Origin of the sequence: Delftia lacustris (assembly GCF_040267515.1) — a bacterium.
GTDB classification, from domain to species: Bacteria; Pseudomonadota; Gammaproteobacteria; order Burkholderiales; family Burkholderiaceae_C; genus Comamonas; species Comamonas tsuruhatensis.
Genome location: NZ_CP141274.1, coordinates 1,221,810 through 1,238,986, shown reverse-complemented (window position 1 = coordinate 1,238,986; position 17,177 = coordinate 1,221,810). Strand labels below are relative to the sequence as shown.

General features: G+C 67.3%; 15 protein-coding genes. 7 read left to right on the top strand and 8 right to left on the bottom strand.

All coding sequences use genetic code 11. The features are described from left to right. From dalD to U6958_RS07085, 5 genes are all read right to left on the bottom strand, one after another. Positions 1-1,440, bottom strand: coding sequence for a D-arabinitol 4-dehydrogenase (gene dalD / locus U6958_RS07105; protein WP_074921492.1), 1,440 nt, complete (start codon positions 1,438-1,440; stop codon positions 1-3). Positions 1,441-1,502: 62 nt separating this feature from the next. Then, positions 1,503-2,555, bottom strand: coding sequence for an ABC transporter ATP-binding protein (locus U6958_RS07100; protein WP_074921493.1), 1,053 nt, complete (start codon positions 2,553-2,555; stop codon positions 1,503-1,505). Positions 2,556-2,578: 23 nt separating this feature from the next. Further along, positions 2,579-3,400: a carbohydrate ABC transporter permease gene (locus tag U6958_RS07095; protein ID WP_026062016.1), complete on the bottom strand. Its 822-nt coding sequence runs from the start codon at positions 3,398-3,400 to the stop codon at positions 2,579-2,581. Positions 3,401-3,404: 4 nt separating this feature from the next. Continuing rightward, the gene (locus U6958_RS07090) at positions 3,405-4,262 is read right to left on the bottom strand and encodes a carbohydrate ABC transporter permease (protein WP_016445524.1); all 858 of its coding nucleotides are present in this window, start codon (positions 4,260-4,262) and stop codon (positions 3,405-3,407) included. A 35-nt stretch (positions 4,263-4,297) separates the two neighbouring features. Further along, positions 4,298-5,608, bottom strand: a complete 1,311-nt coding sequence (locus tag U6958_RS07085; RefSeq protein ID WP_047326507.1) for a sugar ABC transporter substrate-binding protein — start codon at positions 5,606-5,608, stop codon at positions 4,298-4,300. Positions 5,609-5,839: 231 nt separating this feature from the next. On the opposite strand from U6958_RS07085, the gene U6958_RS07080 reads away from it, so the two are divergent. Next, a complete protein-coding gene (locus U6958_RS07080) occupies positions 5,840-6,742 on the top strand; it encodes an SMP-30/gluconolactonase/LRE family protein (RefSeq protein WP_205626946.1) in 903 nt (300 codons plus the stop codon). A 23-nt stretch (positions 6,743-6,765) separates the two neighbouring features. Here the strand turns inward: U6958_RS07080 and pgi are convergent, their stop codons facing one another. Next, positions 6,766-8,310 carry a glucose-6-phosphate isomerase gene (gene pgi / locus U6958_RS07075; protein WP_034364876.1) on the bottom strand — a complete coding sequence of 515 codons (1,545 nt, stop codon included), beginning with the start codon at positions 8,308-8,310 and terminating at the stop codon, positions 6,766-6,768. Between the two features lie 154 nt (positions 8,311-8,464). Here pgi and zwf point away from each other — a divergent pair, with 154 nt between their 5' ends. The 3 genes from zwf to U6958_RS07060 all read left to right on the top strand — a co-directional run bounded on the left by zwf (position 8,465) and on the right by U6958_RS07060 (position 11,856). Further along, positions 8,465-9,919, top strand: coding sequence for a glucose-6-phosphate dehydrogenase (zwf, locus tag U6958_RS07070; protein WP_074921494.1), 1,455 nt, complete (start codon positions 8,465-8,467; stop codon positions 9,917-9,919). A gap of 218 nt (positions 9,920-10,137) precedes the next feature. Next, positions 10,138-10,899 (top strand): ribosome biogenesis GTP-binding protein YihA/YsxC, encoded by a 762-nt coding sequence (gene yihA / locus U6958_RS07065; protein WP_017403957.1) that lies wholly within the window; start codon positions 10,138-10,140, stop codon positions 10,897-10,899. Positions 10,900-10,944: 45 nt separating this feature from the next. Next, complete coding sequence (locus U6958_RS07060; protein ID WP_074921495.1) at positions 10,945-11,856, top strand: alpha/beta fold hydrolase; 912 nt, start codon at positions 10,945-10,947, stop codon at positions 11,854-11,856. On the opposite strand, the gene U6958_RS07055 is transcribed toward U6958_RS07060, so the two are convergent. Together U6958_RS07055 and U6958_RS07050 are read right to left on the bottom strand one after the other, a co-directional pair. Then, positions 11,850-12,716 carry a lysophospholipid acyltransferase family protein gene (locus U6958_RS07055; RefSeq protein ID WP_034364842.1) on the bottom strand — a complete coding sequence of 289 codons (867 nt, stop codon included), beginning with the start codon at positions 12,714-12,716 and terminating at the stop codon, positions 11,850-11,852. The two genes, U6958_RS07060 and U6958_RS07055, sit on opposite strands and share 7 nt — an antisense overlap. Further along, entirely contained in the window at positions 12,713-13,564 is an 852-nt protein-coding gene (locus tag U6958_RS07050) for a lysophospholipid acyltransferase family protein (RefSeq protein ID WP_074921496.1), read from the bottom strand. The genes U6958_RS07055 and U6958_RS07050 overlap by 4 nt, the downstream gene beginning before the upstream one ends. Before the next feature lie 135 nt (positions 13,565-13,699). Between U6958_RS07050 and metK the strand changes: the two genes are divergently transcribed. The 3 genes from metK (at position 13,700) to pncB (ending at position 17,148) form a co-directional block, all read left to right on the top strand. Beyond that, positions 13,700-14,881 (top strand): methionine adenosyltransferase, encoded by a 1,182-nt coding sequence (metK, locus tag U6958_RS07045; RefSeq protein ID WP_074921497.1) that lies wholly within the window; start codon positions 13,700-13,702, stop codon positions 14,879-14,881. 180 nt (positions 14,882-15,061) lie between these two features. Next, positions 15,062-15,892, top strand: a complete 831-nt coding sequence (locus U6958_RS07040) for an isochorismatase family protein (RefSeq protein WP_074921498.1) — start codon at positions 15,062-15,064, stop codon at positions 15,890-15,892. Between the two features lie 56 nt (positions 15,893-15,948). Next, positions 15,949-17,148, top strand: a complete 1,200-nt coding sequence (gene pncB / locus U6958_RS07035; protein ID WP_012207404.1) for a nicotinate phosphoribosyltransferase — start codon at positions 15,949-15,951, stop codon at positions 17,146-17,148. Positions 17,149-17,177 lie beyond the last annotated feature (29 nt).

Genomic DNA, 17,177 nt, shown 5'->3' with positions numbered 1-17,177 from the left:
TCAGCTCCGCCTTGTGCATGTTTCGGTTCTGTCCACAAATGCCCGTACCCGCTCCGAGGCCCGGCGCACCGACTCCACCAGCTGCGGATGGCCTGCCACCTCGCCCCACAGCAGCGGCTCGGCGCACAGCGAGGCCACGGGATCGGGCGCCGCGCAGATGGCATGCGCCACCGCCGGGTCCATGGCCTGGTCCTGGTACGCATAGGGCAGTGTGCCCCGGTGCCAGCGCTGCAGGAAGGCCAGGAACAGCGCTGGCAGCATGGCCGCGGCATCGATGGCGGCGTTGTCCTCCAGCCGCTCGCGCAGCGTGGGCGCGATGAAGCCGGGGATCTTGGCAAACCCATCGGCCGCCACGCGCTGGTTGGTGTCGCGCAGGGCCGCATTGCCAAAGCGCTCCAGCACCGTGTCACGGTAGGCCGGCAGGTCCAGCGGGCTGGGCCGGCCCGGTGCGCAAAGGCAGGCGATCACATCCCGGGTCACGTAGTCCCAGGCCATCTGGCGTATCGCGGGCACGGCGCAGCCTTCGTGGATATGCTCCAGGCCCGCCAGCGTCCCGGCCCAGGCGATGCAGCTGTGGCTGGCGTTGAGGATGCGGATCTTGGCCTCTTCGTAAGGCGCCACCGAGGGTACCAGCTCCACGCCCACGGTCTGCCAGGCGGGGCGCCCGGCAATGAAGCGGTCCTCGATCACCCATTGCGTGAAGCGCTCGGCCATCACCGCGGCCTCGTCGTCGCGGCCGGTGGCGGCCAGCACGCGCGCGCGCAGCTCAGGTGGCGGGCGGGGAGTGATGCGATCGACCATGGCGTTGGGGCAGCTGGTATGCCGCTGTGCCCAGTCGGCCAGCCCATGCAGCTGTGCCTGGCGCATGAAGGCCAGCAGGCCGGAGCGCAGGCGGTCGCCGTTGTGGCGCAGGTTGTCGCAGCTCAGCAGCGTGACGGGGCCGGCATCGGTGGCGCGGCGCGCCTGCAGGATGGCGCAGAGCACGCCATAGAGGGTGGTCCCCGCCTCTCCCCGGCGTGCGCGCTCCAGGTCCTGCGCCAGATCGGGATGCGCGGCGTCGAGCGCTCCCTGACCATCCAGGCAGTAACCGGCCTCGGTGACCGTGAAGGAGATGATGCGGGTGGCCGGCCAGGCGCCCCGCTGCACGACGGCGGCCAGCCCGGGCGCGTACGGAATCACCTCGCTCAAGGCATCCATCCACTGGTAGTGCACCGTGCCGTTGGGCGCAATCGTCTCCAGCGTGTAGGCACCGCCTTGTCGCACCAGGGCGTCCAGCGTCTGCGCCATGTCAGGGCGCAGGTTGGCGCCCACCAGCGCCCACTGCGTGTCGCCCGCATCCATCAATCGCTGCTGGTAGGCAGCCTGGTGCGCGCGATGGAAAGAGCCCAGCCCCAGGTGCAGCACCGTGGGGCGGGAAAGGGAGGGGGCAGTCGCGTTCATGGTGTCCCGGACAAAGGGATGGGAAGAGACGGAAAGAAGAAGGCAGGGCTCGGCCGCCAGGCTCAGCAGGCCGCCAGCGCACGGCCATCGCGGTCGAACAGATGGAGCATGCAGCCCGGGTCGAGGGACACCCTCACCCCATCGCCCACGGCCAGCGGCATGCGCTCGGTCTGGCGTGCCACCAGCGGCACGCCGGCCACATCCACATGGACCAGCGTGTCGGCACCCAAGGCTTCGATCAGGTCCACGCGCCCCTGGACGCCAGCCCCATCACTGGGACCTGCATCTGCCCGGGACAGGCGCAGCGCCTCGGGGCGTATGCCCAGCGTGCCGTCCCGCGGCAAGCGCCCCTGCGTGCTGGCCGACAGGCCCGGCACGGCATGGGCCGCCAGCAGGTTCATCGGCGGCATGCCGATGAACTGCGCGACAAAGCGGTTGGCCGGGCGGTCATAGAGCTCCAGAGGAGAGCCCACCTGCTCGATGGCACCGTCGCGCATCACCACCACGCGGTCGGCCAGGGTCATGGCCTCCACCTGGTCGTGCGTCACATAGATGGTGGTGGCGCCCAATGCACGGTGCAGCTTGAGGATTTCCACGCGCGTGTTGCCGCGCAGCGCCGCATCCAGATTGGACAGCGGCTCGTCGAACAGGAAGACCTTGGGCTCGCGCACGATGGCGCGTCCGATGGCCACGCGCTGGCGCTGCCCGCCCGACAGCTCGCCCGGGCGGCGCTCCAGGCAGGCCGTGAGATTGAGCGTTTCTGCCGCCCGGCCGACCTTGCGCAGTATCTCCTTGCGCGGCACGCCCGCCAGGCGCAGCGCAAAGGACATGTTGTCGTACACGCTCATGTGCGGGTACAGCGCATAGCTCTGGAACACCATGGCCAGATCGCGCCGGCCCGAGGGCGCGTGCGTGATGTCGCGCCCATCGAGCAGCAGATGTCCCGCGCTGACGGACTCCAGCCCCGCGATCAGGCGCAGCAGCGTGGATTTTCCGCAGCCCGAGGGGCCGACGAAGACGATGAACTCGCCGCGCTCGATGGCGAGGTCCACGCCACGGATGATGTGCGCCTCGCCAAAGCTCTTGCGCATGTCTTGCAGTTGCAGATAGGCCATGGTTTTCTTGGTTGGAAGAGCGGCTACTTGACGGCGCCGAAGGTCATGCCCTGCACCAGTTGCTTCTGGCTGAACCAGCCGAACACCACGATGGGCGCGATGGCCAAAAGCGAGGCGGCCGAAAGACGGGCCCAGAACAGCCCCTCGGGGCTGGAGTAGGAGGCGATCAGCGTGGCCAGCGTGCCGGCGCGCGCGCTGCTGAGGTTGAGCGACCAGAAGGCCTCGTTCCAGCTCAGCACCAGACACAGCAGGCCCGTGGAGGCAATGCCGCCCAGCGCCAGCGGCAGCACCACATGGCGGAACTCGGCCCACAGGCCGGCGCCATCCATGCGCGCGGCTTCGAGGATCTCGTGCGGGATGTCCTTGAACGCGCTGTAGAGCATCCACACCATGATGGGCAGGTTGGACAGCGTGAAGACCACGGTCAGCACCGTGAGCGTGTCCAGCAGGCCGGCGCCCTGGGCCAGCACGTAGATGGGCAGCAATGCGCCCACGGCGGGCATCATCTTGGTGGACAGCATCCACATCAGCACATCGCGTGTGCGCCGCGTGCGAAAGAAGGCCATCGAATAGGCTGCGGGCACGGCGATGGCCAGGCCCGCCAGGGTGGACCCCAGGCTGGTGACCAAGGAGTTGCGTGCGTGCAGCAGGTAGTTGCTGCGCTGCTGCACCTCGCCGAAGTTGGCCAGCGTGGGCTCGAACACGAACAGCGGCGGCACGGCAATGGCCTGCAGCTCGGTCTTGAACGCGGTCAGGAACAGCCAGCCCAGCGGAAAGAACAGCAGCAGCGCCAGCGCCCAGGCCGCGGCGGCACGCAAGGCGGTGGAAAGTGAAGGGGCCGTCATGCGCTCAGTCCAGGCTCTTGCCGACGATGCGGATCAGGAAGACGGCAACGATGTTGGCCAGCACCACGGCGAACAATGCCCCCGCAGAGGCCACGCCCACGTCGAAATGCATCAGCGACTGCTTGTAGATGAGATAGGTGAGGTTGGTGCTCTCGTTGCCCGGGCCGCCCGCCGTGGTGATGGCGATCTCCGCAAACACGCCCAGCAGGAAGATCATCTCGATCATCACCACCACCGCCATCGGGCGGGCCAGATGGGGCAGCGTGAGGTGGTGGAAACGTTGCAGGGCATTGGCGCCGTCCATGCGCGCCGCCTCCATCTGCTCGCGGTCCAGCGACTGCAGCGAGGTGATGAAGATCAGGCAGGCAAAAGGCAGCCACTGCCAGGACACCATGATGACCACGGACAGCAGCGGCACCTCGGTCAGCCAGTCCACAGGCTCCAGGCCCAGCGCCCTGCACAGGCTGGCCAGCACGCCGTAGATGGGATTCATCATCATGTGCTTCCACAGCAGCGCGTTGACGGCGGGCATCACGAAGAAGGGCGAGATCAGCAGCACGCGCACCATGCCGCGGCCCGGAAATGGCTCGTTGACCAGCAGCGCCAGCAGCACGCCCAGCACCACGGTGATCGACACCACGCTGGCCAGGAACACCAGGGTCTGGCGCACGGCGGGCATGAAGTCCGGGTCGGTGACGAAGAACTCGTAGTTGCGCAGGCCCACGAAGGGGTGGCCGCCCGGCTGCATGAGGTTGTAGTCGACGAACGAGAAATACACCGTCATCAGCAGCGGCACCAGCATCCAGCACAGCAGCACGGCCACGGCGGGAGCCATGAGCGCGCGGGGCAGCAGGCGCGTCATGGGCGCGGGGCTTGGTCGAAGCATCGAGGCAGCCATCACTTGTAGTAGCCACTTTTCCTCATCTCGCGGTCCGCCAGGGTCTGCGAGGTCTTGAGCGCCTGCTCCACCGTGGCTTTGCCCGACAGCGCCGCACTGACTTGCTGCCCCACGGCAATGCCTATGGCCTGGAACTCGGGGATGGCCACGTACTGCACGCCGATGTATGGTGAGCGCGGCTCGGTCGCATCGCTCAGGCTCACGCTGTCGATGGCGCTTTTCTCGGCGCCGGCAAAGTCCGCGACTTTCTGGAACTCGGCGCTCGCATAGGTGGACTGCCGCGTGCCCGTGGGAACGGCGCGCCAGCCATGCTCGCGCGCCACCAACTGCACATACTCCTTGGAAGTGGCCCATTTGATGAAGGCCTGGGCCGCATCCACCTTCCTGGAGCTGGCGGGAATGGCCAGGTTCCAGGTCCACAGCCACGTCGCCCCCTTGGGCGTGGAGGCCACGGGAGCGGCCGCATACGCCACCTTGCCGGCCACCTTGGACTGCCGTGGATCGCCCACGAACGAGGCCGCAATGCTGGCATCGACCCAGGCCGCGCACTTGCCCTCGTTGAACAGCGCCAGGTTCTCGTTGAAGCTGTTGGCCGATGCGCCGGGCGGCCCGTAGGCCTTCAGCAGCTCCACATAGAAACCCACCGCCTTCTTCCAGGCCGGTGTGTCCAGCTGCGGCTTCCATTGCATGTCGAACCACTGGCCACCGTGGGTGTTGACCATGGTGGTGACCAGGGCCATGTTGTCACCCCAGCCCGGCTTGCCGCGCAGGCAGATGCCGTAGACGCCAGCCTTGGGATCATGGGCCTTGGCGGCAAATTCCCGCACCTGCTCCCAGCTCGGCTGCGCGGGCATGGTGAAACCCGCCTTTTCGGCCAGATCACGGCGGTACATGAGCATCGATGCCTCGCCATAGAACGGCAGGGCGTGGAGCCTGCCTTCGTGCGACAGGCCCTTGCGGATGGAAGGCAGCAAGTCGTCTGCGTCATAGGCGGCATCGGTGGCAATCGGCAGCAGCCAACCATTCCTTGACCAGATCGGCACCTCGTACAGGCCCACCGTCATCACGTCGAACTGGCCGCCCTTGGTGGCGATGTCGGTGGTCACGCGCTGGCGCAGCATGCCCTCTTCCAGCGTGACCCATTTGAGCGTGATGCCGGGGTGGGCCTGCTCGAAGCGGGCAGAGAGTTTCTGCATCTCGATCATGTGCCCGTTGTTCACGGTCGCAATCACGAGTTCGGTGTCGGCCTGTGCGCCGGCGGCCGATGCGGCCACGGCCAGCGCCGCGCCCACCCTGAGCAAGCTGTGCATGTCTGTCTCCTTCGCAATGAATGCTGTGGTCTTCGCGGTCCATCCCTGCCGCTGGTGACCGATTGTGGGGACAGGCCTGCGGGTGCATTGGTACGGGCAGCCCGGCCGCTGATACTTCTATGCACATGCCTGGCTAGAGATATCCCTGATCTGCGCAACACACTATCTGCCAGCAGCGGTCTGGCGGGAGCCGCTCCTAGAATGCTGGCCATGACTTCCAGCGAGCAGACCATGGCCATGCAGATCGCCCCGGTTCCTCCCAGCGCCCTGGGCGAATCGCCCTTCTGGCACCCCGCTGATCGCCGGCTCTACTGGTGCGATATCCAGGGCCTGCGCATCCATGCCTGGGACCCGGCCAGCGGCCAGCAGCAAAGCTGGGCCACGCCCAGCGAGCCCGGCTGCTGCGCGCCCACGGACCAGGGCCGCATCGTCATCGGCCTGCGAGACGGCTTCGGCCTGCTGGATCCGGCCACCGGCCACATCACCATGCTGGCCGGCCTGGACCACGATCCACGCCAGTTCCGCCTCAACGACGGCCGCTGCGACCGAGCCGGCCGCTTCTGGGCCGGCTCCCTGTTCGCACCCAAGACCGCGCCCGAGGCGGCACTGTGGTGCCTGCGCGCGGTGGACAACGGCGGCTACGCGGTCCAGCGCATGGCAGGCGACTGCACCACGGCCAACGGGCTGGCCTTCAGCCCCGACGACGCATGGCTGTACTGGGCCGACACGCCCGCACACCGCATAGACCGCTTTGCCTTCGACCTGGATACCGGCACGCTGGGGGCCCGCGCACTGTGGAAGGCCTTCGCGCCCCGCACGCAAGGGCGCCTGTACGGCGGCCGGCCCGATGGTGCCTGCGTCGACACCCGGGGCCACTACTGGGTGGCCATGTACGAAGGCGGCTGCGTGCTGCGGCTGGACCCGCAGGGCGAAGTCGTGCAGCGCATCGAGACGCCCGTGTGCTGCCCCACCATGGTCTGCCTGGGCGGAGAAGACCTGCGCACGCTCTACATCACCTCCGCCGCGCACGGCCGCCCCGAGGAAGAACGCCGGGCCGCCGTGCCTGCCGGGGCGCTGATGCATTGCCGCGTCGAGGTGCCAGGGCTGCCGGTCAACTGCTTCCGGGAGGCGTAGAGCGGGGCCAGGCCCTCAGGCCATCAGGCCCGCAGCCGCTGCAGCAGACCGGCGGTGGAGGCGTCCAGCCCCGCCATGTCGCCATTGCCCAGGCGCAGCTGAAGGTCACGCGCCAGCAGCTTGCCCAGCTCCACCCCCCATTGGTCGAAGCTGTTGATGCCCCACAGCGCGCCGGCCACGAACACGCGGTGTTCCTGCAGCGCAACCAGCGCGCCCAGCGCCGCAGGCGTGAGCGCGTCCAGCAGCAGGAAGCTGCTGGGACGGTTGCCGGGGAAATGGCGGTGCCCGTCCTCGCTGGCGCGCCCCTGCATCAGGGCCTGGGCCTGGGCCAGCGCGTTGGCCAGCAACTGTTCCTGGTGGCCTGGCAAGGTGTGCGAAGCCTGCTTCACCGCAATGATCTCCAGCGGCACGATGTCGCTGCCCTGGTGCAGCATCTGGAAGAAGGCATGCTGCCCATCCGTGCCGGGCTCACCCCAGAGCACGGGTGCCGAGCCCAGCGCCAGCGGCCGGCCCTGCCGGTCCACGCGCTTGCCGTTGCTCTCCATCTCCAGTTGCTGCAGATAGGCCGGCAGGCGCCGCAGGCCTGCGTGGTAGGGCGCGATGCAGCGGCTGCCAAAGCCCAGCAGATTGCGGTACCAGACGTCGAGCAGGCCCAGGCGCACGGGCAGATTGGCCTGCAGCGGCGACGTGCGGAAATGCATGTCCATGGCGTGCGCACCGGCCAGCATGGCGCGAAACGCGGCAGCGCCTACGGCAACGGCCACCGGCAGTCCGATGGACGACCACAGCGAATAGCGCCCGCCCACCCAGTCCCAGAAGCCGAAGGTGGTGGTGATGCCCATCTGCGCCGCCGCAGCGGCATGGGTGGTCAGCGCGACGAAATGGCGGGACACCTCGCTGCCGCCGTTTGCGTGGAACCAGTCGAGTGCGCTGCGCGCATTGGTCAGCGTCTCCTGCGTGTTGAACACCTTGGAGGCCACGATGAACAGCGTGCTGCGCGGCTGCAGGCCCACGAGCACGGCCTGCAGCGCGTGGCCATCCACGTTCGAGACGAAGTGCATGCGCCGGCGCGCATCGCCCAGGCCTTGCAGCGCCTGGACCGCCATCTGCGGCCCCAGACCCGATCCGCCTATGCCCATGCACACCACGTCGGTGATATCCGCATCCGCACGCACGCGCTCGGCATAGGCCAGCATGGCATCCAGCGTCTCGTGCACCTGGGCCAGCGCCCAGGCCAGACCCGGCGGCGCATTGCCGGGCGGATGGCGCAGCAGCGTGTGCAGCGCCGCACGCCCCTCGGTGGAGTTGACGGCCTCGCCCGCGAACATGGCGTCGCGCTGGCGCTCCACCTCGCAATCGCGGGCCAGCTGCAGCAGCAGGTCTTCGGCCTGCGCGTCCCACAGATTCTTGGACAGGTCCGCAAAGCAGTGCGGAGCCTCCTGGCTGAAGCGCGCGAACCGGGCGGGGTCAGAGGCGAAGGCACCGCGCAGGTCGAAATCGGGCATCACGGCCCGGGCGTGGTTTTGCAAAAGAGGCCAGGCGAGGGCGTGATCGCAACGGATAAGCATGGGGTTCACCGACAGGGCTGCTTGCAGAGAAGTAATCAAATTACAACAATCATCATCTGAAGCTTCAATCAAATGACGTGGTGCCTCTATAATTTATTCGATTTCCTCAAAAATTGGTAACTCAGTTACCAAAATATTCACCTCGGGAGGCAACATGGGTTTCGATCTGGTCTTGTTTGGCGGCACGGGCGATCTGGCATGGCGCAAGCTCATGCCGGCGCTGTTCCAGGCGTTTCGCCATGGCACCCTGCCCGAGGGCGGCCGCATCCTGTGCGTGGCCCGCGATGACCTGAGCGACGACCAGTACCGCGCCCTCATCCAGTCGCGCTTTGACGGCGTCGAGCTGTCCAAGCGCCCCAGCCCCGAGGAATTCGCCCGCTTCGCAGACCTGCTGCACTACCTGCGCATGGACCTGTCGCAGCCCGCCGACTACAGGAAGCTGGCACAGGCGCTGGCCGCGCGCGACGCAGAAACGGTGGTGATGTACGTGGCCACCGCCCCCAGCCTGTTCACCACGGTCTGCGAGCAGATCGCCGCCGTGGGCCTGAACGGCCCGCGCACCCGCGTGGTGCTGGAAAAGCCGCTGGGCCACGACCTGGCCTCCAACCAGGCCATCAATGCCACGCTGCGCAAGGTGCTGCGCGAAGAGCAGGTGTTCCGCATAGACCACTACCTGGGCAAGCCCTCTGTGCAGAACCTTCTGGCGCTGCGCTTTGGCAATGCGCTGTTCGAGCCGCTGTGGCGGCGCGAGACCATTGCCAACATCCAGATCACCATCGCCGAGGAACTGGGCGTGGAAAGCCGGGGCGCGTTCTACGACCAGACCGGCGCGCTGCGCGACATGGTGCAAAACCATGCGCTGCAGCTGCTGTGCGCCATCGGCATGGAGCCGCCGATCAACGCATCGGCCCATGCCATCCGCGACGAAAAGCTCAAGGTGCTGCAGTCGCTCAGGCCCTGGACGCCGGAAACCCTGAGCCAGCACGTGGTGCGCGGCCAGTACCTGGCCGGCGCCAGCCAGGGCCAGCCCGTGCCGGCCTACCAGCAGGAAAAAGGCGTGGCGGCGGGCAGCCAGACCGAGACCTTCGTCGCCCTGCGCACCGAGATCTGCAACTGGCGCTGGGCCGGCGTGCCCTTCTACATCCGCACCGGCAAGCGGCTGGCAGGAAGGGACGCGCGCATCGTCGTGAACTTCCGGCCCGTGCCCCACCCGATCTTCCGCTCACCCCTGTCCGAAGCCAATCGCCTGGTGATCAATCTGCAGCCCAAGGACGGGCTGGAGCTGCACCTGCTGGCACAGGGCGCCACCCAGCAGCAGGCCGAGCCTTCGCTGGCCCCCGTGCACCTGAACCTGGACTTCGACCAGCGCTTCGGTGCCAAGCGCGTGGGCGCCTACGAGCGTCTGCTGCTGGACGTGATCGCCGGCAGGCTGAACCTCTTTGTGCGCAGCGACGAGCAGGAGCAGGCCTGGCGCTGGGTGGAACCCATCCTTCAGCACTGGCGCAGCGACACCTCGGGGCCGCGCGGCTATGCGGCGGGCAGCTGGGGGCCCAGCGCAGCCAGCGCCATGATTGCGAGGGATGGTTTTTGCTGGAGCGAAGAGGTTTAGGCTCCCCCTGAGGCGCTGCGCGCCTTCCCCCTCTCTGCCCGCTTCGCGGGGGAGGGGGACGACAGCTTCGCGGCGGGGCGGCCCTTGCTCGCTGTCTCCGACTTTGGAGTGCGCCAGTTTCATGCGCCACGCTTTGTCAGCACCGTTGCCTATAGCCCGCTGGGCGCGCCGGTTCCATGGGGGAACCTACAATGAGGCCCCGAGAGACTGACCACACCATGAATCCTGCTGCGCCGGCTGGCGATGCCGCCCCCACTTCCTCCCTGATCGATCCCAAGCTGGCCATGGGCTGGATGCACACGGCGCGCTTTTTGACGACGGCTGCGCAGTTGCACCATCTTCCCAAGGTCGATGTGCCCGAGATCGCGTTCGTGGGCCGCTCCAACGCCGGCAAGTCCACCTGCATCAACACGCTGACGCAGCAAAAGCAGCTGGCCTTCGCCTCCAAGAAGCCTGGCCGCACACAGCACATCAACCTGTTTTCCCTGGGCAAGCAGGGCGTGACCGACGCCGTGCTGGCCGACCTGCCCGGCTACGGCTATGCCGCCGTCTCGCGCACGGACAAGCAGCGCTGGCAGCGCGTGATGCTGAACTATCTGGTCAGCCGCGAGAGCCTGTCGGCCATCGTGCTGCTGTGCGATCCGCGCCTGGGCCTGACGGAGCTGGACGAAGCCCTGCTCGACGCCATGCGCCCGCGCGTGCAGGAAGGCCTGAAATTCCTCGTGCTGCTGACCAAGGCCGACAAGCTCACGCGTGCCGAGCAGGCCAAGGTGCTGTCCATCACGCGGCTCAACGCCGGTGGTGGCGAAGTGCGCATGTTCTCCGCGCTCAAGAAGCAGGGCGTGGACGAGGTGGCCCAGCTGCTGTGGCACTGGAGTCATCCCGAAGGCCTGAATCCGCCGGCGGCCACGGACGGGCCCGCCGACGTCGCGAACGTCGCAACTGCGACGCCCGCCGCGACCGACAGCCCCCAAGATTAGCGCCTGGAGGCGCTCGTGTAGCCAGCGCCCCGCAAGGAGCGCAACATGGTGAACACCTGCATTCGCGAGCTGCCTCACGGCATCCATCTGCACTGCCGCGTCAGCGGCGAACCCGGCCAGCCACTGCTGCTGTTCCTGCACGGCTTTCCTGAAGGCAGCTTCATCTGGGAAGGCATGCTGGAGCAGTTCGGCACGCAATGGCGTTGCGTCGCACCCGATCTGCGGGGCTTTGGCCGTTCCAGCCAGCCGGCCGGTGTGGAGCAGTACAAGGCCAAGCACCTGCTGCAGGATCTGGCGGCGCTGATCGCCATCGAAAGCCCTGGCGCACCCGCAGCCTGCGTGATCGCCCACGACTGGGGCGGTGCCCTGGCCTGGGGCCTGGCCAACCGCCATCCCGGGCTGATGCAACGGCTGATGATCCTCAACGCCCCGCATCCGGGCGCCTTTCTGCGCGAACTGCTGCACAACCCCGTGCAGCAGGCCGCAAGCCAGTACATGCATTTTCTGCGCCGACCTGATGCGCCCACCCTGCTGGCCGAGAACGACTGGCAGCGCATGCTGGGCTTTTTCCGCACGCCGCAGGGCGAGTTGCCCGGATGGCTCACGCCGCAGTTGCAGCAGCGCTACCGCGAGCACTGGGACCTGGGCGTGCAAGGCTCCTGCCACTACTACGGCGCCAGTCCCCTGGTGCCGCCCCGGCCCGAAGATCCGGACTCAGCCGACGCACTGCGCAACCTGAGGCTGCCGCCCGAGATGCTGGACATCGGCGTGCCCACGCATGTGCTCTGGGGCGACAGCGACCCGGCGCTGCAGCCTGCACTGGTCGAAGGTCTGGAGCCGTGGGTGCCGCGCCTGACGGTGCAGCACCTGGCCGGCACCTCGCACTGGGTCGTGCACGAGCAGCCCGATGCGGTGCGGCAAGCGCTGGAGCAGTTCCTGTCCCGCCCCCTTCAGTAGACCGAAGGCTCGCCCTCGGGCCGGGTCTTGAAGCGCCTGTGCACCCAGTAGTACTGGTCGGGCATGGTGCGGATGGCCGCCTCCAGCTCACGGTTCATGCGGGCCGTATCGGCCTCGACATCGTCGGTGGGGAAATCCGTCCAGGCCGGCGTGATCTCGGCCACGTAGCCCGTGGGCGTCATGCGCGTGTACATGCCCAGCACCTTGGCCCGGCCCAGGCGCGCGAAGCGCGACAGCGAGGGAATGGTGGCCGCGTTCACGCCGAAGAAAGGCACGAAGACCGAGTCGTTGCGACCGAAGTCCATGTCGGGCAAAAGGTACAGCAAACCGCCCTTGCGCAGGCTGGAGATGATGGGCTTGACCCCGTCGGCGCGGTTGAGCATGCGCACGTCGCCAAAGCGCTGGCGCCCCGACATGAACCACTCATCGACCGCCGGGTCCGGATGGGTGGAGAAGATCGAGGTGAAGGGCCGGGTGGTGTGCAGCGGCAAGGCCAGCCCGCCCGCGTCCATGCTGTAGAAATGCGGCGCGAACAGGATGGTCGGGGTGTCGCCATCGAGCTCATGCACGGCACCCTGCAGCTTCACGCGCTCGGCCACCACCTCGCGCGGCGCCGCCCACAGCCAGCTGCGGTCCAGCCAAGTCTGGCAAAAGACGATGAAGTTGCGGCGCGCCAGATCCACGCGCTGCGCCTCGGTCAGCTCGGGAAAGCACATCGCCAGATTGCGCAGCGCCACCCTGCGGCGCGGCGCGGCCAGCACGAACAGCACGCGCCCCAGAAACGCACCCAGCCCCCGCAGCCACGGCAGCGGCATCCACGCCAGCGACCGCATCAGCCACACGCCGATGCGCCCGCTCATGCACCCACCTCGCCGGCAGCTGCTTCACGGCGCGGCTGCTTGTAGCGCGCATAGCCCCACAGGTACTGCTGCGGGCATTGGCGGATGGTGTGTTCCATCGCCTCGTTGATCTGCTGCACCGCAGCTTCCAGATTCTCGGACAAGGGCACGGGCAACTCCTCAAGATACAGCGCATAGCCCCGCCCCCAGGACAAGCGCTCACAACGGGCCACGATCACCGCGGCCCCCGTCTGCAACGCCAGGCGCGCCGCCAGCGTCATCGTATAGGCATCACGGCCGAAGAACGGCGACCAGACACCCTGCCCCTCGGGCGGAACCTGGTCTGGCAGCAGCCCCACAGCCGCGCCCTTGCGCAGCGCCTTGATCATCTGGCGCACGCCGGCCAGCGTGGTCGGCACGGCCTGCACGCCGGGGCGGTTGCGCGCCGTCTCCATGACGCGGGCCAGCCAGGGCTGGCGCGCGGGGCGGTAGAGAATGGTGATCTCGCCATGCTCGGCCGACCATTGCCGTGCCGCATGCTGCACCGACAGCTCGAAGCAGCCCAGGTGGGGCGTCAGAAAGATGATGCCGCGCCCGGCAGCGTAGGCCCGGCGCACGCATTCCTCGTTGTGCATCTGGCAGCTCGGCTGCCTGCCCATCCACATGCGCGGCAGCTCCGCCACCATGCGCCCCGCGTGCCCCACGGCCGGCGCCACGGCGCCGAAGCCGTAGCCGGCCTGGCGGGCATTGGCCAGAAAGCGGCGCCGGTACGTGCCGGAGGCCACGAAAGCCACCCAGCCCATGAGCGCGCCAAGGGGGTGCAATAGCCACAAAGGCAGTGCAGCAAACAGTCGGAACAAGGAAGGCATTAAAATGTGCGGGTCGCTGAGTTAACTGAGCAACTTGCAGAGCGACGTAAAACAAGTCTGCTAAAGCGTTCGCCAGGGCTCCTGCAGCTTGGGCAACGCCCATCAAAAAAAGCTGCAACCAAGGAGTTTATTCACATGGCGAACGATTTTCTTTTCACCTCGGAATCCGTCTCTGAAGGCCATCCGGACAAGGTGGCTGACCAGATCTCTGACGCGATCCTGGACGCCATTTTCGCCCAAGACCCGTACAGCCGCGTGGCGGCCGAGACACTGACCAACACGGGCCTGGTGGTTTTGGCAGGTGAGATCACCACGGGCGCCAACGTCGACTACATCCAGGTCGCACGCGACACCATCAAGCGCATCGGCTACGACAACACCGACTACGGCATCGATTACAAGGGCTGCGCCGTACTCGTGGCCTACGACAAGCAGAGCCAGGACATCGCCCAGGGCGTGGACAAGGCCAGCGATGACGAGCTCAACACCGGCGCCGGCGACCAGGGCCTGATGTTCGGCTACGCCTGCGACGAGACACCCGAGCTGATGCCCGCGCCCATCTACTACGCGCACCGCCTCGTCGAGCGCCAGGCCCAGCTGCGCAAGGACGGCCGCCTGCCCTTCCTGCGCCCCGACGCCAAGAGCCAGGTGACCATGCGCTACGTGGACGGCAAGCCCCACAGCATCGACACCGTGGTGCTGTCCACCCAGCACAGCCCCGACCAGTCGGAATCGGCCACCAGGATGAAGTCCAGCTTCACCGAAGCCATCATCGAGGAAATCATCAAGCCCGTGCTGCCCTCCGAGTGGCTGCAGGACACCAAGTACCTGATCAACCCCACGGGCCGCTTCGTCGTGGGCGGCCCCCAGGGTGACTGCGGCCTGACCGGCCGCAAGATCATCGTCGACACCTACGGCGGTGCCTGCCCCCACGGCGGCGGCGCCTTCAGCGGCAAAGACCCAACCAAGGTGGACCGCAGCGCCGCCTACGCCGCGCGCTACGTGGCCAAGAACATCGTGGCCGCCGGCCTGGCGCGCCAGTGCCAGATCCAGGTGGCCTACGCCATCGGCGTGGCACGCCCGATGAACATCACGGTCTACACCGAAGGCACGGGCGTCATCCCCGACGCCGAGATCGCCAAGCTGGTGGCCGCCCACTTCGACCTGCGTCCCAAGGGCATCATCCAGATGCTGGACCTGCTGCGCCCCATCTACAGCAAGACCGCTGCCTATGGCCACTTCGGCCGTGAAGAGCCCGAGTTCACCTGGGAGCGGACGGACAAGGCAGCGGCGCTGCGTGCTGCGGCTTGCCTGTAAAGACGCCCCTCACCACCGACAAGCCCCATGCAGGCCTCGCCTTCATGGGGCTTTTTACGTGAGGTGTCCCTTGCTGGCACCCGGGTCCTGGCCTCTTCGGTCGGGCGGACAGCCTTAGCTCACTACACTTGGACCCTGGTAAGCGTTTCACTTCACCCTCCGACGCACAGCGCCAAGCCCATGCCCTCCACCACCCAGCTCCTGGTCATAGACCCCCAGAACGACTTCTGCGATCTGCCTGAGGACTGGTGTCCTGGCCGGCAACGTCCCAGCCTTCCCGTGGCGGGCGCCCATGCCGACATGCAGCGGCTGGCCGATTGGATACGGCGCGAGGGGGCGAAGGTGGACGCCATCACGGTGACGCTGGACTCGCACCAGCGCTACGACATCGCCCATCCGGCTTTCTGGCAACAGGGCAATGGCGACGACAGCGGCGATGTAGCGCCGTTCACCGCGATCACGGCGGCGCAGGTGCGGGCGGGGGTGTTTCGGCCGCGCAACGCCGGGGCGCTGCAGCGCAGCCTGGACTATCTGGATGCACTCGAAGCCAACAGCCGCTACACGCTGATGGTCTGGCCCGTGCACTGCGAGGTGGGCAGCTGGGGCCACGGTATCCATGCCGATGTGCTGGCGGCCTGCGGCGACTGGCAGCAGCAGCGCCAGCGCGCCGTGTACAACGTCTTCAAGGGGCTCAATCCCTGGACCGAGCATTACAGCGCCCTGCAGGCCGAGGTGCCGGACCCGGCCGATCCGGCGACCTTGCTTAACACGGCCTTGCTGGAGCGGCTGGACCGGGCCGACTTGCTGGTCGTTGCTGGCGAGGCCAGCAGCCACTGCGTGCGCTCCACGGTCGAGCATCTGGTCGAGCACCTTCCCCATCCTGAGCGCATCGTGCTGATGCACGACGCCATGAGCCCGGTGCCGGGCTTCGAGTCCGCGCACCATGATTTCCTTGCAGCCATGCAGGCCCGCGGATTGCGGCTGGCCTCCAGCCAAGAACTCCACCTGTAGGGGCCGGACCGCCTTCACGCGCGCAGCCTCCTTTCCTGTTTCCCCAGCATCGCACCATGGCTCCCATCATCACCAGCCTGCTCGACACCGATCTCTACAAATTCACGATGTGGCAGGCCATGCTGCACCGCAATCCCCAGACCGAGGCCGAATACGAATTCGTCTGCCGCACGAAGACCGCCTTCCCGCTGGCCGAGCTGCTGCCCGAGGTGGAGCGCGAGCTGGACGCGCTGTGCGCGCTGCGCTTCACGCCCGAAGACCTGGCCTACCTGGGCGGGCTGCGCTTCATGAAGAGCGACTTCATCGACTTTCTGCGCATCTTCCAGTTCCAGCGCGCCTTCATCCGTGCCTGGGCCGATGGCGACACCCTGCACATCGAGGCCAAGGGCCCCCAGGTCCATGTGATGGGCTTCGAGATCTATGTGCTGGCCATCGTCAACGAGCTGTATTTCCGGCGCTTCGACGCCGAGGCGGCGCTGGCCGAAGGCCGCAGACGCCTGGCCGGCAAGATCGAGCGCCTGCGCCACCTGGCCTGCGAGGCCAGGCTGCGCAACCCGTTCGAGCTGTTCGACTTCGGCGTGCGCCGGCGCTTCTCGGGCGCCTGGCAGCGCGAGGTGGTCCAGGCCTTTGCCACGCAGACGGCGCAGTGGTTCAAGGGCACGTCCAACGTGCTGCTGGCGCGCGACTTTGGCATCGTGCCCATCGGCACCATGGCCCATGAGTACCTGCAGAGCTACCAGGCCCAGGGCGTGCGCCTGCGCGACTTCCAGATCGCCGCGCTGGAGGACTGGGTGCAGGAGTACCGGGGCGACCTGGGCGTGGCCCTGACCGACACCGTGGGCATGGATGCCTTCCTGGCCGATTTCGACATGTACTTCGCCAAGCTCTTCGACGGGCTGCGGCACGACTCGGGCGACCCGTATGCCTGGGGCGAGAAGGCCATCGCCCACTACCAGAAGCTGCGCATAGACCCCCAGGCCAAGCGCCTGGTGTTCTCCGACGGGCTGGACCTGGACACGGCCCTGGCCCTGTACCAGCGCTTTGCCGACCGCATACAGCTGGGCTTCGGCATCGGCACGCGGCTGACCAACGACATGGGGCTGGAGACCATCAACATCGTGATGAAGCTCACCCACGCCAACGGCCAGCCCGTGGCCAAGATCTCGGACTCGCCGGGCAAGACGCTGTGCAACGACGAAACCTATCTGGCCTATCTGCGCCAGGTCTTCGGCCTGGCCCAGCCTGTCGCCGTCTGACACCGCCCGACACCGCCTGACACCGCCAA